General features: G+C 65.0%; 14 protein-coding genes and 1 tRNA gene. 6 read left to right on the plus strand and 9 right to left on the minus strand.

Annotation, left to right across the window (positions count from 1 at the left end; genetic code table 11):
- Positions 1 to 32: 32 nt before the first annotated feature.
- On the minus strand, positions 33 to 2438 hold the full coding sequence (locus RPR59_RS07675; RefSeq protein WP_313912726.1) for a glycoside hydrolase family 3 N-terminal domain-containing protein: 2406 nt from the start codon (positions 2436 to 2438) through the stop codon (positions 33 to 35).
- Positions 2439 to 2713: 275 nt separating this feature from the next.
- On the opposite strand from RPR59_RS07675, the gene RPR59_RS07680 reads away from it, so the two are divergent.
- The gene (locus RPR59_RS07680) at positions 2714 to 3808 is read left to right on the plus strand and encodes a LacI family DNA-binding transcriptional regulator (protein ID WP_313912728.1); all 1095 of its coding nucleotides are present in this window, start codon (positions 2714 to 2716) and stop codon (positions 3806 to 3808) included.
- Positions 3809 to 3860: 52 nt separating this feature from the next.
- Positions 3861 to 5693: an IlvD/Edd family dehydratase gene (locus RPR59_RS07685; RefSeq protein WP_313912730.1), complete on the plus strand. Its 1833-nt coding sequence runs from the start codon at positions 3861 to 3863 to the stop codon at positions 5691 to 5693.
- A gap of 226 nt (positions 5694 to 5919) precedes the next feature.
- Here the strand turns inward: RPR59_RS07685 and RPR59_RS07690 are convergent, their stop codons facing one another.
- The 5 genes from RPR59_RS07690 to RPR59_RS07710 form a co-directional block, all read right to left on the minus strand.
- On the minus strand, positions 5920 to 7332 hold the full coding sequence (locus RPR59_RS07690; protein WP_313912732.1) for a sugar porter family MFS transporter: 1413 nt from the start codon (positions 7330 to 7332) through the stop codon (positions 5920 to 5922).
- A 40-nt stretch (positions 7333 to 7372) separates the two neighbouring features.
- Positions 7373 to 8242, minus strand: a complete 870-nt coding sequence (locus RPR59_RS07695) for an SMP-30/gluconolactonase/LRE family protein (RefSeq protein WP_313912734.1) — start codon at positions 8240 to 8242, stop codon at positions 7373 to 7375.
- 2 nt (positions 8243 to 8244) lie between these two features.
- Positions 8245 to 9033, minus strand: a complete 789-nt coding sequence (gene xylB, locus RPR59_RS07700) for a D-xylose 1-dehydrogenase (RefSeq protein WP_313912737.1) — start codon at positions 9031 to 9033, stop codon at positions 8245 to 8247.
- Between the two features lie 47 nt (positions 9034 to 9080).
- Positions 9081 to 10232: a fumarylacetoacetate hydrolase family protein gene (locus RPR59_RS07705; RefSeq protein WP_313912739.1), complete on the minus strand. Its 1152-nt coding sequence runs from the start codon at positions 10230 to 10232 to the stop codon at positions 9081 to 9083.
- Between the two features lie 76 nt (positions 10233 to 10308).
- Complete coding sequence (locus tag RPR59_RS07710) at positions 10309 to 12408, minus strand: GDSL-type esterase/lipase family protein (protein WP_313912741.1); 2100 nt, start codon at positions 12406 to 12408, stop codon at positions 10309 to 10311.
- Between the two features lie 139 nt (positions 12409 to 12547).
- Between RPR59_RS07710 and RPR59_RS07715 the strand changes: the two genes are divergently transcribed.
- Positions 12548 to 13564 (plus strand): cupin-like domain-containing protein, encoded by a 1017-nt coding sequence (locus RPR59_RS07715; protein WP_313912743.1) that lies wholly within the window; start codon positions 12548 to 12550, stop codon positions 13562 to 13564.
- Positions 13565 to 13584: 20 nt separating this feature from the next.
- Here the strand turns inward: RPR59_RS07715 and RPR59_RS07720 are convergent, their stop codons facing one another.
- Together RPR59_RS07720 and RPR59_RS07725 are read right to left on the minus strand one after the other, a co-directional pair.
- The gene (locus tag RPR59_RS07720; protein WP_313912745.1) at positions 13585 to 15402 is read right to left on the minus strand and encodes a glycoside hydrolase family 9 protein; all 1818 of its coding nucleotides are present in this window, start codon (positions 15400 to 15402) and stop codon (positions 13585 to 13587) included.
- The gene (locus tag RPR59_RS07725; RefSeq protein WP_313912747.1) at positions 15399 to 16916 is read right to left on the minus strand and encodes a tryptophan halogenase family protein; all 1518 of its coding nucleotides are present in this window, start codon (positions 16914 to 16916) and stop codon (positions 15399 to 15401) included. The genes RPR59_RS07720 and RPR59_RS07725 overlap by 4 nt, the downstream gene beginning before the upstream one ends.
- 233 nt (positions 16917 to 17149) lie before the next feature.
- Here RPR59_RS07725 and RPR59_RS07730 point away from each other — a divergent pair, with 233 nt between their 5' ends.
- On the plus strand, positions 17150 to 20431 hold the full coding sequence (locus RPR59_RS07730; protein ID WP_313912749.1) for a TonB-dependent receptor: 3282 nt from the start codon (positions 17150 to 17152) through the stop codon (positions 20429 to 20431).
- Between the two features lie 126 nt (positions 20432 to 20557).
- Positions 20558 to 20633, plus strand: a tRNA-Thr gene (locus RPR59_RS07735).
- A gap of 708 nt (positions 20634 to 21341) precedes the next feature.
- Here RPR59_RS07735 and RPR59_RS07740 read toward each other — a convergent pair.
- Entirely contained in the window at positions 21342 to 23381 is a 2040-nt protein-coding gene (locus RPR59_RS07740; protein ID WP_313912751.1) for a right-handed parallel beta-helix repeat-containing protein, read from the minus strand.
- 213 nt (positions 23382 to 23594) lie between these two features.
- On the opposite strand from RPR59_RS07740, the gene RPR59_RS07745 reads away from it, so the two are divergent.
- The gene (locus RPR59_RS07745; protein WP_313912753.1) at positions 23595 to 25097 is read left to right on the plus strand and encodes a UxaA family hydrolase; all 1503 of its coding nucleotides are present in this window, start codon (positions 23595 to 23597) and stop codon (positions 25095 to 25097) included.

Genomic DNA, 25097 nt, shown 5'->3' on the forward strand with positions numbered 1-25097 from the left:
CGATGACAGACGATACGAGGTGGTGCCGGCTTTCAGCCCGTCACGGTCAGCGTCGCTTCTTTCAGGTCGACCGAGTCCGATCCGGTCATGATCGTGAAGTCGCCGGGTTCGACCACCCGGTCCATATCGATGTTCCACAATTCCAGATCATGCGGCGTCAGGGTGAAGGTGACGGTGCGCTTCTCGCCCGGCTTCAGCGTCACCCGGCGGAACCCGCGCAGTTTCTTCACCGGTTGCGTCACCGAACTGACCTGATCGCGGATATAGAGCTGCACCACCTCGTCGCCGGTACGGTCGCTGGTATTGGTGATGTCGACCGCCACGTCGACCGAGCCGCCGACGCCGATCGTCTGTTGCGACAGGCGGGGCGCGGAGAGTGCGAAGGTCGAATAGCTGAGCCCGTAGCCGAAGGGAAAGAGCGGCTTTTCGCTGGAGAACAGATAGCCGCGATGCGCCGACGGCTTGTGATCGTAATAGATCGGCAACTGGCCGACACTGCGCGCGATCGTGACCGGCAGCTTGCCGCCCGGATTGGCGTCGCCGAACAGGATGTCAGCCATCGCATTGCCGCCCTGCTCGCCGAGATACCAGCCCTCGACCAGCGCGTTCGCTTCGTCGGCGACCTTTTCGGTGGCGAGCGGCTTGCCGTTGATCAGCACCACGGTGATGGGTTTGCCGAGCGCCTTCAGGGCGTCGAACAGTTCCTGCTGCTGCCCCACCATCTTCAGATCGGTGCGGTCGCCCAGATGGCTGTCGGCCCAGCCTTCGCGGCTGGTCTGCTCATTGCCGCCGATGCACAGGACGATGCGGTCGACGCCGCGCGCGGCTTCCACCGCCTCCTGGATCAGGCGGCGGTTCTCGGCCGGATCGGCCAGTTCGACCTTGTCCGCCCACCAGTCGTCGTTCCTGGTGATCTTCACGCCCTTGGCGAAGACGATATCGGCCTTGTCGCCGGCCTTCGCCCTGATGCCGTCAAGGATGGAGACGGTGTGCGGCGGGATGCCGTAATAACCGCCCAGCCGCGCGACATTCGCATTGGGGCCGATGACGGCGATCTTTCCCTCGGGCTTCAGCGGCAGCATGCCGTCATTCTTCAGAAGGACGACGGACTTCTGCGCGGCGGTGCGGGCAAGCGCGCGCGCCTCTGCGTTGTTGGTGATTGCAACCGCCGCCTCCGGATCGGCATAGGGATGCTCGAACAGACCGGCGCGGAATTTCAGCGCCAGCATCTTGCGCACCGCCTCGTCGACCTGCGACTGCCGCACCTTGCCCTGGCGGACCATGTCGACCAGCAACCGATAGGCCTCGCCATCGGGCAGATCGCTGTCGACGCCGGCGTCGAGCGCGAGCTTCGCCGCGTCCTCCAGGCTGCCGGCGACATGATGCAGGCGCATGAGCTGGGCGATGGCATCATAGTCGGAGACGATCGCCCCCTGGAATCCCCACTCGCCGCGCAAAACGTCCTGCAGCAGCCATTTGTTGGCATGCGACGGCACACCGTCGATCTCGTTGTACGAGGCCATTACCGCCTCGATACCGGTACGCTTCACAACCTCTTCGAACGGCGGGAAAAAATATTCGCGCAATTCACGTTCGGAAATGGGGGCGGGGCCGACATTGTTGCCGCTCTGCGGCTGGCCGTGGCCGGTGAGGTGCTTGAGCGTGGCGAAAACCTTTCCGGGTTGAAGGGCGCGCTCGTGCCCCTTGCCCTGCAAGCCCTCGACCGCGGCGACGCCCATTTCGCCGACCAGATACGGATCCTCGCCGAAGGTTTCCTCGATCCGGCCCCAGCGCGGGTCGCGGGCGATGTCGACCACGGGCGACAGCGCCAGGCTGACGCCGCGGGCGCGGATCTCGCGCGCGGTCACGGCATTGACGCGACGGACGAGATCGGGGTCCCAGGACGAGGCGAGGGCGATCGCCTGCGGAAAGCTGGTCGCGCCGAGCGCGGCATAGCCATGCAGCCCCTCTTCGTGGAACAGGATGGGGATGCCGAGGCGCGTCTTCGTCACCGCGTAACGCTGCATGGCGTTGACGAGCTTGATTGTCCGGCGAACATCGCGGCCGGGCAGCTCGCGCGGGCTGATCGGCCCCTTGGCGTCCGACGGGCGGGCGACCTGGCCGATATTGTGCGGGAAGACCTTCGCCATCTTTGCGGGATCGAACTGCAGGTCGTCGTCGAAGATCTTTTCCTTGCCGCCCCAGACCGTCATGATCTGGGCGACCTTTTCCTCCAGCGTCATGCGCGACAGCAGATCGTCGACCCGCGCCGCCACGGGAGCGGATGCGTCCTTATAGAGCGGCGCCTGATGGCGTTCCGCCTGCGCGGCGGGAACGGGAGCGGTTGTTGCTACCGCTGCCGCGCCGGAGGCGGTCGTGACGAGTAGCGCGGACAGCGCGATGCGGGATAACAGGCAGTTATATTTCGAGTACGGCATCTTTCCCCTCCCTCCCGGCATATTCCCGGATAATTCGGTCGCTAGCGACGACCATTATTGATAGCGCTATCAATCTAGGCGGGAGCGGGCCTTGTCAATAGGGCCCGGCGAAGCGGCAGCCGGCCGCCGCCGCGGCGGGATGTTGGGGCGTTGGCATCCTGGAAAAATTCCAACGGATGCTGGACTAGCCGGGTATTGCTGATGCAAGGAAATAGTGCGCCGTCCGCCGAAACACGCATCGGGCGGACGGCGACGCTATTTGAAGGAGCTGCACTATGGCCACCTCGCCGCGCAAGCGCCGCAACGTCGCCGGGCGGCAGGGAACGGCGCCGACGATTTCCGATGTCGCCAAGCTGGCGGGCGTGTCGCCGATGACGGTGTCGCGCGTCATCAACGCCGATTCCAACGTACGCGAGACCACGCGCGAGGCGGTGAACGAAGCGATCGCGCGGTTGAACTATTCGCCCAATCCCGCCGCTCGCAGCCTGGCGGGCGCGGGACAGCGGCGGGTCGCGCTGCTCTACAGCAACCCGTCCGCCGCCTATTTGAGTGAATTCCTGGTCGGCAGCCTCGACCAGGCTAGCCGCAGCGACGTGCAGTTGATCGTCGAGAAATGCGATATTGGCGACCATGAGATCGAGGTGGCGGAGCATCTGATCAAGACCGGGATCGATGGCATGATCCTGCCGTCGCCATTGTGCGATTCGCCGGACCTGCTGCAGATCCTGATTGATGAGAAGGTTCCGGCCGTCTCGGTCGGCGCGGGGCGGCCGGTCGCGGAGCTTCACGCCGTCAGCATCGACGAGCAGGCGGCGGCCCGTGCGATGACGCGCCACCTCATCAACCTGGGCCATCAGCGGATCGGCTTCATCATCGGCAGCCCGAAGCAGACCGCCAGCGGCCAGCGGCTCGACGGATATCTGTCCGCGCTGGAGGAAGCGGGGATCGCGCGCGACGACAAGCTGATCGCACAGGGTTTCTTCTCCTATCGTTCCGGTCTCGATGCCGCCGAGACCTTGCTGGATCAGGAGGTGCCGCCCACGGCCATCTTCGCCAGCAACGACGACATGGCCGCAGCCTCGGTGGCGGTCGCCCACCGCAAGGGGATCGACGTGCCGGGGGACCTGACCGTGTGCGGCTTCGACGATACCGCGCTCGCAACGGCGATCTGGCCGGAATTGACGACCATCCATCAACCGATCGCCGACATGTCGCGCGCGGCGGTGGAACTGATCGTATCGACGTTGCGGGCGAAGCCGAAAGCGCCGAAACAGGCGATCCGGCATCTTCAGGTCGATTATACGCTCGTCCGCCGCCAATCCGATGCGGCACCGCGCCGCCGGCCCGGAGGCCGTCTGCTGAGCGCGTAGTTCGCCGGTGCGGCATAGCTTGCCAGGGCGCGGCGGTGTTGATAGCGCTCCCATGACGATCGCGCGGTGTGGGAGCGACCATGCCGCAAACCGGGAGAGATCCGTGACCCGCACCCCCGAAAAGCCGTTTCGTTCACGCGACTGGTTCGCCGATCCCGAGCGTTCCGACATGACCGCGCTCTACCTGGAGCGCTTCATGAACTATGGGCTGACGCCGGAGGAATTGCGATCGGGCCGGCCCATTATCGGCATCGCGCAGACGGGCAGCGACCTCAGCCCGTGCAACCGCATTCATGTCGACCTGGCGCGGCGCGTGCGCGAGGGAATCCGCGATGCGGGCGGCATTCCGATGGAATTCCCGACCATTCCGATCTTTGAGAATTGCCGCCGGCCGACGGCCGCGATCGACCGCAATCTGGCATATATGACGCTGGTCGAGACGCTGTACGGCTATCCCATCGACGCGGTGGTCTTGACCACCGGCTGCGACAAGACGACTCCGTCCGGCATCATGGCGGCGTCGACCGTCGATATTCCGGCCATCGTGCTGTCGGGCGGACCGATGCTCGACGGCTGGCATGACGGCGAGCTGGTCGGTTCGGGCACCGTGATCTGGCGGTCGCGGCGCAAACTGGCCGCGGGTGAGATCGACCAGGAGGAATTTCTTCGCCGCGCAACGTGCAGCGCGCCGTCGGCGGGCCATTGCAACACGATGGGCACGGCGTCGACGATGAACGCGGTGGCCGAAGCGCTGGGCCTGTCGCTGCCCGGTTGTTCCGCGATCCCTGCGCCGTATCGCGAGCGCGGGCAGATGGCCTATGAAACCGGCCGACGCATCGTCGACATGGCCTATGAGGACCTGCGGCCGTCGCACGTGCTGACGCGCGACGCGTTCCTGAACGCGATACGGCTCGTCAGCGCCGTCGGCGGGTCGAGCAACGCACAACCGCACATCATGGCGATGGCGGCCCATGCCGGGGTCGACTTGCGCGCCGACGACTGGACCGAGCACGGCTATGACATTCCGCTGATCCTGAACATGCAGCCGGCGGGCCAGTATCTGGGCGAGCGGTTTCACCGCGCGGGTGGGGTGCCGGCGATATTGTTCGAGCTGGCGAAGGCCGGCAAGCTGAACGGCGACTGCCTGACCATCACCGGGCGGACGGTGGCTGAGAATATCGCCGGGCGCGAGACCAAGGACCGCGAGATGATCCGCACGGTGGCGCAGCCGCTGATGGACAAGGCCGGCTATCTGGTGCTTCGCGGCAATCTGTTCGATTTCGGCATCCTGAAAACGTCGGTAATCGCCGACGATTTCCGCGAACGCTATCTGTCGCGGCCCGGTGAAGAGAATGCGTTCGAAGCGCGCGCGGTCGTCTTCGACGGATCGGACGATTATCACCACCGGATCAACGACCCCGCGCTCGCTATCGACGAGAATTGCATCCTCGTCATTCGCGGCGCCGGGCCGATCGGCTGGCCGGGATCGGCCGAGGTGGTGAACATGCAGCCGCCCGACGCGCTGATCCGCAAGGGTGTCCTGACGCTGCCGACGCTCGGCGACGGGCGGCAATCGGGTACGTCGGACAGTCCGTCCATTCTCAACATCTCGCCGGAAAGCGCGGTCGGCGGCGGGCTTTCCTGGTTGCGCGACGGTGATGTCATCCGCATCGACCTGAATGCCGGCACCTGCAACGCGCTGGTGGAGGAAGACGAGATTGCACGGCGCAAGCGCGAGGAACCGGCGCCGCCCGTGCCCGACAGCCATACACCCTGGGAGGAATTGTTTCGCGAGAAGACGGGGCAACTCGATCGAGGCGGCGTGCTCGACTTCGCGCTGAAATATCGCGGCGTCGCGGCCAAGACGCCGCGGCACAACCACTGACGCGGCGCGTTCGTGCTGCCCGTGCGACGGGCGAGGGGGCTGGCGCGCTTGGCGAGGTGCAGGATCCACCATCCTGAGCACCCGCACCGCCGGCGGCTTCATCGGCGTCATGGCCGGGCCGTTCGCCGTCCGCGCCGACGGAACGACAGCGCCCCGGCCCAAGAAAAGAGGCGGGCGACGGTGATGCCGTCGCCCGCCCTTTTTGTTGTCGCCGTCGGCGGAGGGATCAGCCCTCCATGTCCTCCAGCTCGCGGCCGCGAGTTTCGTTGATCATCGCCTTGACGAAGAAGAAGGAGACGAAGGCGGCCGCGGCATAGAAGCCGTAGGTGATCGGCAGGCCGATCCCGGCCGCCATCGCCGGGAAGCTGACCGAAATCGCGAAGTTCGCACCCCATTGCGCGAAGCCCGAGACGGCGAGCCCCGAGCCGCGAATTTGGTTCGGGAACATCTCGCCCAGCATCACCCACATCACCGGACCCCAGCTCGCGTTGAAGAAGATGACATAGAGATTGGCCGAAATCAGCGCGATCAGGCCGTAATTGTCGGAAAGCTGCAACTGACCGTCGATCAGCGAGCCGGTCGAGAAGCACAGGGCGACGACCGCCAGCGTCACCGCCATGCCGGCCGAACCGATCAGGAGCAGCGGCTTGCGGCCGATCTTGTCGATGGTGAAGATCGTGAAGATACACGCCAGGATCGACAGCGTGCCCGACAGGATGTTGATCTGCAGCGCGTCGCTTTCGCTGAAGCCGACCGACTGCCACAGCACCGCGCCGTAATAGAAGACGACGTTGATGCCGACGAGCTGCTGGAAAACGGCGAGGCCGATACCGGCCCACACGATCCGGCGCACACGGCCGGTCGTCCTGTCCATCAGGTCGGACAGCCGCGGACGGTGATGGTCGGCGGCGAGCGATGCGCGGATTTCCGCCACCTTCTTCGCGGCCACGGCCGGGCCCATGATGCGGGCCATGACCTGTTCGGCTTCGTCGTGGCGCTCCTTCATCACCAGATAGCGCGGGCTGTCGGGGATGAGCAGCAGGGTGACGAGATAGATGCCCGCGGGAATGACCTGTGCCCAGAACATCCAGCGCCAGGCCGGATAGCCCAGCCAGAACTCTGCGGTCGAGGCGCCCGCGGTTGCCGCCAGCCAGTAATTGACGAGGAATGCGCCGGTCAGGCCGCCGATGATCATCACCTGCTGGATACTGGCGAGGCGACCGCGCACATTGGCCGGCGTGACTTCCGAGATATAGACCGGCGACAGCACGCTGGCGGCGCCGACCGCGAGGCCGGCGATGAAGCGGGTGATGACGAACAGCCAGTCATTGGGCGCGGCGCCGGCGGCGAGCGCGCTGAGGATGAAGACGAGCGCCGACAGCATCATGACCGCGCGGCGCCCCATCGCATCCGCCAGCCGGCCGGCGATGAAGGCACCGAAGGCGCAGCCCGGCAGCAGCGCTGCGACGGAAATGCCCAGCCCGACCTCGCCCAGGCCGAACGTCTGTCTCAGGCCGTCCTGCGTGCCGTTGATCACGCCGGAATCGTATCCGAACATGAAGCCGCCAATGGTGGCGACGATGACGATGAGCGCGACGAGCCTGCCGTTCACGCGCTCCTGCTGCTGAGCTGTTTCCACCGGTTCCTCCCCAAATGGCGCGCTGGCCGCCGCCTGATTGTTAAAGCGTGATGTCCTTTACCGGTACGCCCGGCACGTCCACCCGGAACGTGAAAAGGTCGCCGGCATCGCCCTGTTCGGCGAGTTGCGCTTCGCGCAACCCCTTGCGCGCGCTGGTCGCATATGCGGTACGCCCGTCGGGGCCGCCCAGGGCCATTTTCGTGATATTCGCCGCGGGAAAGCGCACGGTATCGGTGCAGGTGCCGTCGGGCGCATAGCGCCGCGCCGCCCAGCCGCCGAAGAAGCACACCCAGACGCCGCCCTCGGCATCGGCGATCGCGCCGTCGGGATTGCCCTCCACATCGGCGAGGTCGACGAAGACGCGTCCCGCGCCCAGCGTACCGTCGTCGCGCATTTCGTGTGCGTTGACGCGGCGTCCGACGGTGTCGACGGCATAAAGCGTGCGCTGATCGGGCGCTATGGCCGGACCGTTGGTGATAACGATCTGTTCGGCGCCGGTATCGGTGATCTTGCCGGCATCCCAGCAATAAAGTCGCCCCGTGGGGTCGCGCTCTTCATTATCCATCGAGCCGAACCAGACCCTGCCCGTCGCATCGGCCGCGGCGTCGTTCAGCCGGTTGCCGGCGCGATCCTCTACCTTGACGAGGAAATTGAACGCGCCGGTCGCGGGATCGAAGCGGTGGAGCCCCGTCTGCAGGCCGGCGAGAAAGGCGCCGCCGGTGGCAGGCAGGATCCAGCCGACCTGCGCCGGCGCATCCCACCGGTCCAGCCCGCCGTCCTCGGGGCGAAAGCGATAGACGCACGGCGCCTTGATATCGACGAAATAGAGCGCTTCCTCGCGGGCGACCCAGACCGGCCCTTCGCCCAGCGTGGCGCCAACGGTGCGGATGCTGGTCGCCTGTTTATCCATGTTCAGCGCCAGCCTGCATCGACAAAATATCCATGGCCGGTGCACATACGCGCATCATCGGACGCAAGGAAGAGGGCCATTGCCGCGACATCGGCCGGCAGCACGCGCTCCTTCAGGCATTGCTGATCGAGGATGCGCTGTGTTTCCCCGTCGTCATGCCACAGCGCGTCCTGGCGCGGCGTCTTGATACCGCCCGGAATAATCGTGTTCACGCGGATATTGTGCACGCCGAGGTCGCGGGCGAGCGCCCGTGTCATCCCCTCGATGCCGGCCTTCGACGTTTGATAGAGGACGATATCCGGCAGGGCGAGGTGCCAGGAGATGGAACCAAGGTTCAGGATGACGCCGCCGCCCGACCGTTTCATCGACGGCACGGCCGCCTGCGAGGTGAAGAACAGGTGGCGCAGATTGGTGGCGATGCGTTCGTCCCAATATTCGGGCGTCACGTCCTCCATCTTGTGTCGATCGTCGTTCGCGGCGTTGTTGACGACGACGTCGATCCCGCCGAAATCGCGCTCGATCCCGGCAAGGGTCGATTGCAGCAGCGCCAGATCGCGAAGGTCGACCTCATGGAATTGCGGCACGTGCGCCGCCTCCGGTGCGAGCCGCTCGACCAGCTTGCCGGAATCCTCCGCCGCGATGTCGAGAAACGCGACCCGCGCGCCCTGCCCGACGAAACCTTCCACGAAGGCTTTGCCGATGCCGGAGCCACCGCCGGTAACGACCACGCGCTTGTCCTTCAGACTGGGATAGACGGCGCGCCGTTCCTCGGCTTTCGTTTCTTGCAACACGCGATGATTCTCCGACATTTTTTCTTGGATCTTTGGGGTGGCCGCGATCAGGCCGTGATGAGCCCGCGGGCGGCGAGATTGCGGATGAGCGCGCCAGTGCCGAACGACCAGGGTTCGGCCTGCTTCGACGTCGTCACCTGGTTGACGAGCGTCCCCAGCCTGGGCGTGGCGATGCGCACGACGTCGCCGATCTTGTGCGTGAACCCGCGCCCCGGTTGGTCGCGATCTTGCGTCGGCGCGAACAGCGTTCCCAGATAGAGAACGAATCCGTCGGGATAGTGATGCTCGCTCATCGCCTGGCGCATGAGGTCTTCCGGGTCGCGGCTGATCTGGTTCATCGAACTGCGGCCGTCCAGCGCATATCCGTCCGGACCATCGATGCGCAGCGTGATTTCGCTGCCACGCACGTCGTCCATGGTGAAATCGTCGTCGAACAACCGAATGAACGGGCCGAGCGAGGCGGAGGCGTTGTTGTCCTTGGCCTTGCCGAGCAGCAGCGCCGAGCGCCCCTCGAAATCGCGCAGGTTGACGTCGTTGCCGAGGACCGCGCCCACGGCCTTGCCGTCCGGCCCGGCGACGAGGGCGACTTCGGGCTCGGGATTGTTCCAGGTGGAATCGGACCGGACGCCGATATCCGCGCCCCATCCGACCGTCGACATGGAGGGACATTTGGTGAAGATCTCCGCGTCCGGGCCGATCGCGACCTCCAGATATTGCGACCACATCCCGTCTTCGATCAGCGCGGCTTTCAGCGCGGCGGCTTCTTCCGAACCGGGAACGATGGTGCCGATACTGCCGCCGATACGCGCCTCCAGCCCTTCACGCACGGCTGCCGCTCGGGCCGCGTCGCCGCGAGCGCGTTCTTCGATCACCCGCTCCAGCGCGGAAACGGCGAAGGTGACGCCTGATGCCTTCACGCATTGCAGATCGACCGGGCTGAGGATTCGCGGGGTAGCGTCGCGTTCTGCCGAGAGCGACAGTCCATCGAGCGGCCCCAGCGACCGCCCGTGCACGGCGTCGCAGGCAGCATCGGCGACGAGCATGGAAACGGTGGGGGCCACGCCGGACATGTCGAAAACCTCGCCAGCCTCCACCAGCACCGGCAGCGGACCGTCGCCGCGATCAATCCGGCCCAGCAGCCGCGCCTGTTTCCAGTCCGAGGGCAAAGCCTCGAGCAAACTCTCCGAATCCCTTTTCATGCGCCTCTTCCATTCTTGCTTGGTAGCGTTACCGTCATGCCGCGCGCGCTGGCCGCATGCAATGTCTGATTAATGCTCATCCGGCACATGTGCCGGAAAGGTCGGGGTGCGGCGGCGCCGGGAGGGTGATAGCGCGATCGGCCACGGCCGCGCTCAGGGTCGCGCTGGGCCCCGGCAGGCGCAGGTCGACGGCGCTACGGTAGAAGGGATCCCGTTCCGCCGCCGCCAGCGACGTGAACCGAAACCCCATCTGTTCATAGAGATCCAGCAACCGCGGCAGCATATGGGCGTCGAACGCACCGAGGTGCATCAAGAGAATATAAGGGATGTCCCGTCCCAGTGCGGCCTGCGCGGCCCGGCGCTCATATTCCGCTTCCGCACGGGCAGCATCGAGATAGGATCGCTCCAGCGCCGCAACGGCTGTATCGTCACCCTTGGCCCTGCACCGGGCATAAGCGGGATTCCACGCATAGTCGCCGAAACTCATCGTGACCGCGGCCACCCGGTAGCCGCGCCTGCGCAGAAAGTCGCGAAAGGCCCCGCGGCGATCCGGTGTGTCGCCTTCGCTCAGAAAGGGATAGCGGAACCAGTGCCAATCACTGTTTCCGGTAGCCGCCGCCAGGACCGATTCGTTGCGCAGAACGTCCTGCTGAAACGCCGCAAGGGGCTTTTCGGCGAGGTTCCAGTGCGAATAGCTGTGATTGCCGAGCGGAAAGCCGGCGGAACGCCATGCCGCCACCACGCCGGGAGACTGCGGATCGTCGATGCCGAAACCGCCGTTCAGAAACCCGTGCGGCTTGCGGACGCCATGCGCCTTCAGCGCGGCGATAATGTCGTTCACCACGTCGAGGCGATCGACGCCCGGCGGTAGCGGCCCGTGTGCGGGAAGGTCGTCGAAGGTGACGGCGATGGCCGGCCGATCCGGCTTCGCGATCTCCGGTTCCGCAAACAGGGACAGGGGGATCGCTGCGGCCATGGCCCGGTAGCCGCGGTCGGACGGATGGAGGCCGTCACCCGAGTCATAGGCCGGGTTCAGGCGGTCGGGGCGTTCGGGATCGCGCATCACCGCGTCGAAATCGACGACGGCGTCGAAGATGTCGCTCGTGCGGATAAAGGCGTTGATCTTCTGCCGGTCCGCCTCGGTGGCGGGGCCGGGGTGGTAATAGTCGTTCCCGGCGAACGGCATGATCGTTCCGGCGATCATCTTCAGCCCGGCGGCGTGCGCATCCGCGGCGACCTCGCGATAGGCCGCAACGATGTCGCGCACCATCGCGTCGTGCCGAGATTGCGGCACGGCCCGGTCGCGGGTGAGTACGCCGAGATCGTTTACGCCTTCGAGCATGATGACATATCTAGCGCCGCTCAGGCCCGCCGTGTCCCGGTGGAACCGCTCGACCATCTTGGGGCCGAGACCGTATTCAAGAACACGGTTGCCGCCGATGCCGGTATTCACAACCCCCAATTGCCGCTGTCCCGCAATGCGGCGGACCCGTCCGGCGAGATAATCCGGCCAGCGGGTATTGCGATCGGTGCCGCTGCCATGGCCGTCCGTGATGGAATCGCCGATGGCCACGATCGTCGCGGCGCCGGGCGCGGCCGCGACGTCGACCGCGGATAGCTGGAACCAATGCTCGGTCGTCGCCGGATCGGTGAGCGTTTCGTCGCCCACATGATTGCCGTGGACGAGATAGGATGTCGCGCGCGCGCCGGGATGGCTGGTCTGGCGCGCCGGGGGACGGGCGAGGTAGATGCTGACGGCGAGGTCGCTTCCCGGCAGCATCGACAGGGTGACCGGATCGGAAAACACTTCTTCGCCGGCGGGAATGGTCACGCTCGACGCGCCGCCGAAGTGCAGCGGCGTATCGGTGTCGGGCAGGATCGCCGGATGGCCGGATCGTATCGCGCGCGCGGCGTGCGCCGCGTCGATGGTCAGCGGCTCGCTGCCATGGAGATTGCTCAGCCGGATGCGGAGCCGGGCGCCGCCGGCGGACAGATGGACGATCTGTCGCAGCGTGGCGTCGGTCAACTGTGCCGAATCGAGCGCATTATGGGATTCGGGGATCTGCTGCGCCGATGCCCAGCTTGCGATCCAATGCCGTTCCGGCCGCGCATTTGCGGCGACGGGAACCAGGAACGCCGCGAACATGGTCAGCGCGATTGCCGCTAAGCGCCCCATGAAACCCCTCTCCTTATCGTCGTTAGCGCTACCAATAACGACAGCATGCGTACCTCGCAAGCAGTGCGATGCGCCCGCTGACTTCGTGAAACTTGGCAACGGAGCGGCTGCGTCCTAACGTGCGCGCGTGTTTGCCGATGTGATAGCGCCAACGGATCGTCGTGTCATCGAGCGCGAAGCGGTCGACGCGCATGAGTTTGCCGAGGGGATCGCAACCCGGTCGGCGCCGGTGGTGCTGCGCGGACAGGTTGCCGCCTGGCCGGCGGTCGCGGCGGGAAGGGGTGGCCACCGTGCGCTTGCGGACTATGTCGCCCGTTTTGCCGGGGGAGCGCCGGCGGAGACCCTGGTCGGGCCGCCGGAGATCGGCGGGCGTTTCTTCTATCGCGACGACATGCGGGGGCTCAATTTCAAGCGGGAGCAAATTCCCCTGCGGCGCCTGATGGTCGAATTGCTGCGCATCGCCGATCAGTCCGCCCCTCCCGCACTCTATGCCAATGCCGCCACCGCCGACGAGCATCTGCCGGGTTGGGCGGAGGAAAACCGACTGGCATTCGATCCCGGCGGCCCCGCGCGGCTGTGGGTAGGCAATGCCACCCAGGTCGCGACGCATTACGACCGGTCGCCCAATATAGCGTGTGTGGTCGCGGGCAAGCGCCGGTTCACGCTGTTCCCCCCGGATCAGATCGCGAATCTCTATATCGGGCCGATCGACCGCACGATTGCGGGACCGCCGGCCAGCATGGTCGATCCGGACGCACCGGATCTGACCCGTTATCCCCGTTTTTCCGACGCCTTGAAACATGCGCAGGTGGCGGAGCTGGAGCCGGGCGACGCGCTCTTCATTCCGTCGCTGTGGTGGCATCATGTGCGTGCGTTCGGCGCGATCAACGTGCTGGTGAACTATTGGCGCGACGATGCCGAACTGCCGTCTCCCTTCGTCGCGCTGGTCCACGCCATGATGAGCGTGCGTGACCTGCCACATGCGGAGAAAACGGCGTGGCGTAGCTGGTTCGATCATTATGTCTTCGGCGCCAATGCCGATCGCGCGGCCGACCATCTGCCCGATTTCATCCGCGGGGTGCTCGGCCCGCCGAGCGCGGAGCGGACGAAGCAGCTTCGCGCCTATGTCATGGGGTCGCTGCACCAGGAGGGCTGATTGCGGCGCGGGCGCGGCGGCTATTCTCCTGCCGACGGCGTGAGATAGGATGCGATCCAGAGCAGTGGCGCATTCCAGTTGATCGCGACTTCGTTCATGGTGAACGCGCGTGGATCATCGCGCCAGCAGCGCATCGGCGCACACGTGCCGCGCATCGTTTCGGCCACCGGATCGCCCATGCTGGTGGAATTGGGGCCGCCCGAGAGCACGCCGGGCGGCGGCGGTGGAAGATCGGCGTCCAGCGAATGCGCCCAGAACCGGTGATGCGGCCGCTCCATCGGCCGGGTGCCGAACCCGCTGACATAAGACTGGTCGAGGGGGTTGCGGCCGAGGATGTAGTCCATCGCGTCGATCACGCCGGCCCGATATTTTTCGTCGCCGGTAAAGTCCGCCGCCAGTGCCAGCATCAGCGCACGGTTGAGGATGGTCGAGTTCGACCCCCAGGGATAGCGCAGCGTGGCATAAGGGATGTGGTAGCCGGATTGCGCTTCGTCCGCGAGAAAGCGGTCGGCTGCCGCGATGATGCGGGTTTGCGCGGCCTCGGCTCGCCTGGCGCTCGCCGTGTCGCCGTTCAGGGCCAGCGTGATCGCGCCCAGCGCCGCCACGTCGCCCCAGCTCGGCGCGTCGAGGGACGCCGCTGCCGCATCGAGGCGATCGAGCACCTTCGCGTAGGCTGGCTCGCCCGTCGTGGCATAGAGTTCCGCTGCCGCCCAGTAGAATTCGTCGTCGAGATGCCGGTCGCCATAGCTGCCGCTGCCCGTGAAGCTTTCCGGCGCATATATGTCTGGATGCCGCAAGGCGGCGGCGAAGGCGCGCCGCGCGGCGGCGAGGCAGCGATCGGCGAAATCGGGATCCGTCTTGCGCCGGATGCGGGCGCATTGCGCAGCGGTCGCCGCGAGGTTGAGCGTGGCTGCGGTGCTGACCGGATAGAGCGCGCGGGGCTGATCGTCCCGGGCGGGAGGGGTGGGGAGCGGAGTCCATTGCCGGTCCGCAACCTTGTGGTGGACCATCCCGCCGGCATCGATGGTGCGCAGGCGCAGAGGCCCCGCATCCGGCTGATCGACCGTCGGCACCGTCGCGGCCTCGCCCTCCGGTATCTGCATCGACAGCAGAAAGGCCATTTCCCACCGGGCCTCGTCCAGCAGATCGTTTGCCCCGTTGCCGGCCTCGGGCAGGCGGGCGGTGCCGTCCGCAAACGGTGGCGCCTCGCCGGATGCGCGAGCGCGTTCATAGAGGTTCTGGAGCGTCCAGAGTGTGATGCCGCCGTTCACGACATATTTGCCCTGGTCGCCGGCGTCGTACCATCCGCCGGTCACGTCCAGGCGGTAATCGCATCCCGGCCAGTCGGTGCCGCGTTGATCGGTGCCGGCGAAGCAGGAGACGACTTCGTGCGGATGCCCGGCCGGCCGCGCCCATTTCGCTCCGCCGGCATAGCGCGCCTCGATGGGGATGCCGGCGCGCGTCTGGTAGAAATAGTTGAGCGCGGCGCCGGCGAGCGGGGAATAGGGATCGCGGGTGACGGCAAAGGACTGGGGTGCGTGGCCTTCGACCTCCAGCCGGTAGCGTCCGACAGGCAAGACCCGGTCGAGCGCGATCAAATGGACATGGTCGCCCGAAGCGGCGTCGGCGCGGCCGGACATGCTTTTCCCGCGTGCGGCGACACTGCCGTCCTTTGCGCGGACGGTCCAGGCGAGCGGTCGATCGGCCGGATCGGCGACGATGATCCGCTTCGGCCCGTCCGGGATGAAGCCGAGCTGGTTCAGATGCACGTCGGGCGCGGCGGCCGCGCCCGGTGATGCGGCGGCCAGGGTCAGGGCGACTGCCGAAAACAGGGTCATGGCGTGCAATGCTCCTCCAGATAGCGACGATGATCGGGCATATGGCCCAGACAGATGTCGATGGTGCTTCGGATGTGCGCGAGGCGGTTGCGCGTCTCTTCGATCGTCAGGACGTTGGCCATGGGATCGTATCCCGTCGCGGCGACATCCTGTCCCTGCAGCAGGGCGAACCAGCTCGTCGCGTTGAAGAGTTCGTCGTCGTCGCGAAAGGTCCGGCCGCGGTCCCGGAAAAGGGCGATCTTCTCGCTCACGCTATGCGGAACGTCCATGGCGCGGCACCGGCGCCAGAATTCCGAATCTGTGCGATCGGTGACGTGATAGTGGCAGATCAGGAAGTCGCGCACCTGTTCGTAGTCGCGCGCCATCAGCCGATTGTACCGGTCCGCGACGGCGGGATCGAAGCGCTTGTCGGGGAACAGGTTGAGCAACCTGGCCAGTCCGCTCTGGATCAGCCAGATGCCGGTCGATTCGAGCGGCTCCAAAAACCCGGAGGCAAGGCCCAGGGCGACGCAATTGCCGATCCAGAAGCGATCGCGCCGGCCGGTGCGGAAGGAAAGGGTGCGCGGCGCAGCGAGCGCCGTGCCGTCGAGGCCGTCCAGCAACATGGCCGTCGCTTCGTCCTCGCTCATGTGATCGCTGCAGAACACATGGCCGTGGCCGGTTCGGTGCTGCAACGGGATGCGCCATTGCCAGCCGGCCGGCCGCGCGGTGGCTCGGGTAAGGCTGGGTAGGATCTTCGTTGCTTCCGTCGGCACGGTGACGGCCCGATCGCACGGCAACCACCGCGACCAGTCGATATGGTTCGCGCCGAGTGCCTGCTGGATCAGCAGCCCGCGAAATCCGGAGCAATCGATGAAGAAGTCGCCGGCTACCCGGCTGCCGTCATCGAGGACGACCGACTCGATATGACCGCTTCCGCCGTCACGCACGGCGTCGACGATCCGTCCTTCACGCCGCACGAGACCATGTCGCTCCGCGAACCGCCGCAGAAAAGCGGCATAGCGTCCTGCCTCGAAATGATAGGCGTAGGTGATCTGCGACAGTGGGGAATTACCATTGTCGATCGGGTGCATGAAACGGCCCTGCCGGCCGGCGCGCGCCTGCAGCGAATAGGCATCCAGCGGATCGGCTTCGCCTGCAAGGTGCAACCGCTGCCAGAACGCCGAAAAGGAGACGCCATGCATGTCGGTCCCGTAGCGGCCGAACGCATGGACATAGTGAGCGCCGATCCGGGCCCAGTCGCGGAACTCGATCCCCAGCTTGAAGCTGCCGCCGGTCGCGTCGAGGAACGCGTTCTCATCGATACCCAGCATGCGGTGGAACGTTACGATGGGAGGAATCGTGGCCTCGCCAACGCCGACAGTGCCGATCGCATCCGATTCGATCAGCGTGACGGAAATACCGGCCGGTCCCAGCAGACGGCTCAGGCACGCACCGGCCATCCAGCCGGCCGTGCCGCCGCCGACGATTACGATATGGCGGATACGGTTGGGGTCGTCGGCTTCGTGCGACATCGCTCTCCCTTGTCGGCGCGGACGAACGTGGCGATCGCCGGCCGGCTGAACTTTTATTCGTTAGCGTTCTCATTACGCCACGATCTGCGCAAATGTCGAATGCACCGCAAAACGCGGATTCCTTCGTAAAACGACAGTTACACAAAAGCTTCTTGCGTCGCCACCATGGCTTGTATAACAAACTCGGTAAAGCAAGGCGCACTTGATAGCGCTAACAACATGGGAGGGGGTATATGGCCAAGCCACAAGCCATTCTGGCGTCCACATTTCTCGAGCGCCGTTTCACGATTCGCCTGTTGGGAGGGGCGTCGTCCCTGGCGCTGTGCATGGCGGCCGCGCCTGCAATGGCCGCGGCACCGCATGGAAGTCCTCGGAACCAGAGCGCGGGACAGCAGGACAGCAGCCGACCGCAGACGGGCGATCAGGACGAGGATCAGGATAATGGGGGCGTGGCGCCGACCGACAGCGCCGCGACGGAGCCCCAGACGGACCAGCCGGTCAACGAGATCGTCGTCACCGGCATTCGCAGCAGCCTGAAGAGCGCTCAGGCGCTGAAGCGCAACTCCGATGTGGTGGGCGATTCGATCACGGCGGAAGATATCGGCGCGTTGCCGGACCGTTCGGTGACCGAGGCGCTGCAGCGCGTACCGGGCGTTTCGATCAGCCATTTCGAGGCCGGGGTCGACCCGGATCACTTCTCGACCGAAGGTTCGGGAGTCGTCATCCGCGGGCTTACCTATACGCGTTCGGAGCTCAACGGGCGCGACACCTTTTCCGCCAACAATCAGCGCGGTCTGAGCTTCGCGGACGTTCCGTCGGAGCTTCTCGGCGGGGTCGACGTGTTCAAGAGCCCGTCGGCCGAGATGATCGAGGGCGGCATCGCCGGCACCGTCAACCTGCGTACGCGCAAGCCCTTCGACGCCGACGGGCTGGTGGTCGCCGGCACGGCGGAGATCAATTATGGCGATTTCGTCGACAATTCCGCCCCGACGGTGTCGGCGCTGGTGAGCGACCGGTGGGATACCGGCATCGGCGAGTTCGGCGTGCTCGCCAGTTTCGTTCGCAGCGAGGTCGTATCGCGCGCCGACAGCGTGCAGATTTCCAACTGGGGCGAGCGTCTGCTCGGAAACGACGGTGTCCTGTATCAGCCCGGTGCGACATACGACGACGGGGAGCCGATACCCGGAACGACGATGTACCTGCCGCGCGGTGCAGCGCAGCGCAGCCAGGAATTCGATCGAACGCGCTATGGCTATTCGGCCGCACTGCAATATCGCAGCCCCGACGAGTCGCTGAACGCGACGTTCCAATTCCTGCGTTCGGATTCGCGCCAGACCTGGACCGAACACTCGATCGAGGTCGCGACCGACAACGTCCTTTCAAACGGCGATGCCCAGCCCTATCCGGGAACGGAATTCGCATATGATGACGACAACGTCTTTACCGACGGCATCATCACGGCGCCGAACGGTTATCGCGCCGGCGACAATCCGCGGGCGCCGGAAAACGGATTGCAGAGCAACAACATCTCCCGCGGCAATAACGGCCGGTTCGTCACCAGCGACTATAGCGCCAACATCAAATGGAATGCGACGGACCGCCTCGCGGTCAACCTCGATTATCAGCACGTCGATTCCTTCGTCGACGTCTATGACATGACGATCTGGGGATCGACGTTCCAGAACGCCGAGATCCACATGCACGGGGATGATCCGGCGACCGTCGACTTCCTGCCGATCGGGAACGAAACGACGCCGTATTTCGACGAGGCGCACGATAGCTATCTCGATCCGTATAACAGCTTCTACCGCTCCGCGATGGACCATATCGAGCAGAGCAAGGGCAATGAGGATGCTGCCCGGATCGATCTGGATTATGCCTTTCCGGACGATCCGTGGCTGGAATCGCTCCGCGCTGGTTATCGCTTTTCCGATCGCAAGAACGTCTCCAAGTCGACCAGCTATAACTGGGGTGCCCTGAGCGAAATCTGGGGTGGCTCGGGTCCGGTCTGGTTCGATGAGTCCGTAGACGGCGACCCGAACAGCGCTGGCGGGAGCCCGGGACCGCAGGAAGCGTTCTTCTACGACAACTTCTTCCGCGGTCAGGCCAACGACGCATCGCACGGCGGTCGATTGTTTGCTCCGTCCGACCTGGTGCTGGATTATGATGCGGCAAGCCAGGCCGGGCTCGCGATCGGCGACGAATGGCGAGACCGGCTGCTTGATGGATGTCCCCAAAACTGGGTGCCGGTGGCGCAACGTTGCGATACGCTGGACGGTACGCCGTTCCTGCCGGGAGAGGTCAATCCCATTCACGAGCGGACGCATGCCGCATACGTTCAGGCGAGCTGGGACCACGACTTCAACAACGGGTGGGACCTGTCGGGCAATGTCGGGTTTCGGTATGTTCATACCGACAGAAGGGCGAGCGGCTTCCTGTCCTTTCCACAAAACACCGTCACGTGCGAGGAGGCGGATGACGGTACTCCGCCGCGTCCGATCTGCTCTTACGGTCCTGAACTTATCGATGCGGTAAATCGCTTTCAGAATGGTGCGACAACTGCGACGACGAGCGATCTTAGCTATGACTATCTGCTTCCGAGTCTGAACGCGAAGCTGTCCGTGGGCGGCGGATTGCAGTTCCGGCTTGCGATCAACCGGGCCATCGCACCACCGGATTTTGACGATACGCGCAACTATTACAACGTAGCCTTGAATACGGACGACCAGGTCGTGCTGTCGAATAACGGGCCGATCGGCATCTTTCAGATCGGCAACCCGAATTTGAAGCCCGTGGTGGCGCACAATTACGATGCTACGGCCGAATGGTATTTCTCCGATGTCGGACAGCTAACATTGTCGCTGTTCCACAAGGACCTGTATAACGTCGCGACGACGTCGACGGAGCGGCAGAGCTTCACCAACAACGGCGAAACGTTCGACGCGATCGTGACGACGCCGTTGAATTCCGACGATGTCGGCAAGATCAACGGTCTGGAACTCGCCTATCAGCAGACCTATGATTTCCTGCCGGGCATATTGTCCGGTCTCGGTCTGTCGGCGAACTTCACTTATGTGGACTCCTCGGGGGTCTCGAACAGTTCGATCGATCCCGACGATCCGAATGTCGCGGACGGTAATCTGGTGTCGGTCGACACCAGCAAATTGCCGCTCGAGGGCCTGTCGAAATATCAGTTCAACGTGACGCCCTTTTATTCTCGAAACGGGCTGGAAATTCGGGCGGCCTATTCGTGGCGCTCGCGCAACCTCCTGACGACGCGGGACGTGATCGTACCGAACTCGCCGGTGTTCAACGAAGCCTATGGCCAGCTCGACGCGTCGATCTTCTATGCCGTGACGGATAATATCCGCATGGGATTCCAGGCGGTGAACCTGACCAACTCGATCTCCGAGACGCAATATGTCATCAACGACGAACTGCTGAAGCGGCCGCGCAACTGGTTCATCAACGACACGCGCTTCACCTTCTCCATTCGGGCGCAGTTCGGCGACTGACCGTTCGAACGGGGTCTTCCTCCTCCCTGAACCTTCGGCCCGCTTCGCGTCATCGTGGAGCGGGCATTTTTTGCCCGGCCGGTCCGTTGCCTTTTCGCCGCGCCGGGCATAAGCGGACGCGGTAGGGCCGGTTTAGCTCAGTTGGTAGAGCAGCGGTTTTGTAAACCGAAGGTCGCGGGTTCGAATCCTGCAACCGGCACCAGCTCATTCGGAAAGATTGTAGAAGTTCGCAGAATTCTACGGGTGGTAGCCAGGCTGGCACCATAATCGACAACGGGATTATCCTGACGCAGCCGCCAAGGTGTCAAGGAAGGCGGGATCACGTCAGAAAACCCGCGGGTGTCCCGCAATTTGAAGAGCTTGGGCAGAACAGAGCGGAATCCCACTGCTCCGCTCCGCTCTCCGTCCGAACCCGCGCTCATACCTGGTCGAAGCGCAACGCACAGGGGTCGGTGACCGGCACCTTCGGCAAGTCTTCCACTATTACGGTTCCGGAATGGCGCCCGATCGCCGCCACGCGCCGGCCCCGCCTGGAATGAAGGAAAATGCCTGTCCTTCCGCTTCAACCGCGATGGTGACGACATGAATCAGCACCGGGCCCATGCACGGGCGCGCGAGCACGTACATCTCCGGCCGGTCATGGCCACACGGTCATCGGATGGTCGGAAGGTGCGACGTTATACTTTCCGCGAACCGGTCCTCCGACGTTGAAAGGCCTGCTCGCGACGAAGACGCGATACGCTGTTTGCCGAACACTGCGGTCGGCCATTTCCAGACTGAGCGGATATTGGGTATATCCGACCTGCAAGCCGTCGATCGCGACGCCGGCCGGGTCGGACGCGCGCCTGCGCGGCGCGGCTGCCGGCCAGCGCCGTGCCGGTGGTGGCGAGGAATCGCCCGCGGCCAGGGTTCATCGCGCCCCCTCCCGCGCCGGCAGTTCGGGCGGTTCCTTGCCCGGCTCGATGCCCGACGCCTGCATCACCGCGCGCGCTTCCGCCGGCCAATCGTCGCCGGCGACCGGATGGTCGTCGAGGATCAGGTCGTTCTGATAGACGATCCACTGTCCGCCGATCTCGTCGCTATTGTGCCAGTTGCCGATCGCCTTGTTGTCGATGGTGATCCGCATCGGGTTGGCGGACTTCACCGTATTGTTGTTGAGCCAGCGACCCGTTCCGTCGACGACGTTGCGCTCGACATGGATGCCGCGCGACCCCTCGTCGAGATAGAGGCCGATATGGCCGTGCAGGTCGTACATATAGTTTTCGCGGATCTGCGAATGGGGATTGGCCGACAGGTTGTAGATCGCGCCGCCATCGACGAACAACTGCTTGACATCGTGCAACCGGTTGCCCGCGACCAGCGTGTTCCTGAGCGTCGTCGGTAGCTGATATTCGGCGTTCCCGGTATTGTCGTAGCCGTGCATTCCGGCGCGGTATCGGGGATTGCCGCCGACATCCATATAGCCCCAGCCAAGCCCCGTGCCGATCGCGTCATAAGGGGTGTCGGACACGTCGTTATGGACGATCGTTGCGCCATCGACATAGGTGGTGAGGATCGCGCTATTGTCCTTGAACTCGCGCGACACGCTCTTCACGCGGTTGTTGGCGATGCGGATGTCGCGGTTGACGAGGCGCGGGTCCGACGGGTGGTGCGCCTCGCGCCGGACGCCGCCGGCAATGATCGCCCCGCCGGCGAGATCGGTGAACAGGTTGCTGGTGACCGAGATATGTTGCGCGCCGAGACCGATATGGCTGGCATTGGCGCCCATATCCATGCCGATGCCGAGCGCCACCTGCCCGAGATGGGCGAAGACATTGCGATCGAAGCGGACATTTTCGGCGCGCGCGACCTGCACGGCGGCGGGGAGCTGGCTCCACTCGTTGCGCATCGTCTCGAACGCGCGGCAGCCGAAGCTGCAGCTCTCCAGCGTGTCGTCGGGATAGTCCGCGGCGGCATCGCCGAGATAGGAGCCGCTCTGCTGATTGGCGTAACCGCGATTGGTCAGCGGACCGAGCCAGCTCGTGTGCGAGAACTGGATGCCGCGGAACGTCAGGTTGCGGACGGGATCATAGGTGCCGGCTATGCTCAGCAAGTGATCGAGGCGGGGCAGGGTGATCGACAGGCGGTTCGGATCGACGCCGTCGGGCGGGCGATAATAAAGCCTGCCGTGCTCGGGATCGACATACCACTGGTCAGGTTTTTGTAAAAAGGCGAGCGAATTCAGCAGGTAGAGATGCGAGTGTTCCGGGGAGACCGGATCGGCGAGCGTGTCATAGCCCCACAGATTATTGTCCCATGCCGGCTGCTGCATGGTGATCGTTGTGCCGTCGATATGATCTACAGGCGCGAAGCGGTCGGTGAAATAACCGGTGCCCTCCACCTCGATCCGCTTCTGCTGCGGTAGGTCGGCGAGATAGCGCAGTTTCGGATCGACGATCTCGAGTCCCGTTTGCGTGAAGCGGACGGCGTCGCGGGCGATCTCGATTCCCGCGCGCGGGGCGATCTTGCCGTTCACCCATAACTGGCGCGCGTCGACGCCCCTGGGAACGTCGGCGACATAGATGTTGCGCTCGGCATCGTGGAGCGCCCAACCGCTGACCGGAATGCCGCCCGACAGGATGGGACGCGCGCCAGGCTCGGTCGTCCAGGTGACGCTGTGTCCGTCCCGGCCGCCATCGGCAGTGCCCATGACGAGCGGCGCATCCAACCGATAGACGCCATCCGCCAGCCGCACGGTGATGTCCCGATTCTCGCTCTCACGGCGGATTTCTTCCTGCGCGCGGGCGAGGGAGTGGAGGGGATGGGCGGCGTCTCCCGCGCCCTTGCCGTCACTTGCCGGGGCGACGTGGAGGATGAGCGGAGAGTTGTCTTGGGCGACAGCCGGGAGCGGTGTAAACAACAGGGCAAGCGCCACTCCCCCTGGCAAGCCGGCATGGCGAAAGTGCTTCATGTCCTCTCCCTGCTTTCATTTGTGCCCAGCCTACTAACATATCACGGCGCGCCTCAAGATAATTCAGTGCCGGAAATTACTATATCTGATTGCGTGGATGCGGCGGCACCCGATATAGGTCGCCGGCAACCCACGTCGCGCAGTGTTTCGGGCTGAACCGTGGCGCGGCGCCGTTCGCGTGCGATGAAGCAGACAGTTTATTCGAGGCCGTCCATGTCCGATTGCAACCGCAACCCCCTTCACCGCGTCGATCCGCGCGACGATGTCGCGACGGCGCTGTACGATCTCGAATCGGGGACGGCGGTAACGGTCGGCGATCGCCGGGTGGTACTGCGCGATGCCGTGGGTCATGGGCACAAGGTCGCGCTGCACGACATCGCCGAGGGCGCGCAGGTCGTCAAATATGGCTGGCCGATCGGCGTCGCCACGCGCGCCATCGCGGCGGGCGCGCATGTCCATACGCACAATGTGAAGACGCTGCTCGAAGGCGTCGAGCGCTTCTCCTACGACCCTGCCGACACCACGCCTGCGCCCGTGCAGAGCGCGCCCGCGACGTTCGACGGCTATCGTCGCGCCGATGGCCGGGTGGGCACGCGCAACGAGATCTGGGTGCTGTGCAGCGTCGGCTGTGTCGCGCAGACCGCGCGACGGCTCGCCGAGCTGGCCAATCAGCGGCTCGGCGGCAAGGTCGACGGCATCCACGCCTTTCCGCACCCCTATGGCTGCTCGCAGCTTGGCGACGACCTTGCCCATACGCGCGACATGATCGCCAGCCTCGCGCGCCATCCCAATGCGGGCGGCGTGCTGCTGGTCGGGCTGGGGTGCGAGAACAACCAGATCGACCCGCTGCTCGAATCGGCGCCCGATCTCGATCGCGAGCGGCTGCGCTATTTCGCGACGCAAATGGTCGGCGACGAATATGAGACCGGCCTTGCCATGATCGAGGAACTGGTCGCGATCGCCGAACAGGACCAGCGTGAGCCGATGGCGCTGTCCGAACTGGTCATCGGCCTGAAATGCGGCGGGTCGGACGGCTTTTCGGGGGTGTCGGCCAACCCGCTGGTCGGGCGCGTCGCCGATGCCGTGGCGGGTGCCGGCGGCACGCCGATCCTGACCGAGATCCCCGAGATGTTCGGCGCTGAGCAGGTGCTGATGTCGCGCGCGCGCGACCGCGACGTGTTCGACCGCATTCAGGCGGTGGTCGACGATTTCAAGCAATATTTCATCGCCCATGACCAGCCGATCTATGAAAACCCGTCGCCGGGAAACAAGGCGGGCGGGATCACGACGCTCGACGAGAAGTCGCTGGGCGCGGTGCAGAAGGCGGGGCGCAGCGCGGTGGTCGACGTGCTGCGCTATGGCGAGCGCGTGCGCACGCATGGCTTGGCGCTGCTGGAGGCGCCGGGCAACGACGCGGTATCCTCGACCGCGATGACGGCGGCCGGCGCGACGGTGATCCTGTTCACCACCGGGCGCGGCACGCCGATGGGCTTTCCCGCGCCGACGCTCAAGATCGCGTCGAACACGCCGCTTGCCGAGCGCAAGCCCGGCTGGATCGACTTCGACGCAGGCACCGTGCTGGCCGGCGAGCCGATGGACGATGCCGCGGCGCGGCTGCTCGACCTCGTCGTCGCCACCGCCTCGGGCGCGGAAACCCGTTCCGAACGCAATGGAGAGCGCGAGATCGCCCTGTGGAAACAGGGCGTGACGGTGTGA

Source organism: Stakelama saccharophila, from assembly GCF_032229225.1.
GTDB classification, from domain to species: domain Bacteria; phylum Pseudomonadota; class Alphaproteobacteria; order Sphingomonadales; family Sphingomonadaceae; genus Sphingomonas; species Sphingomonas saccharophila.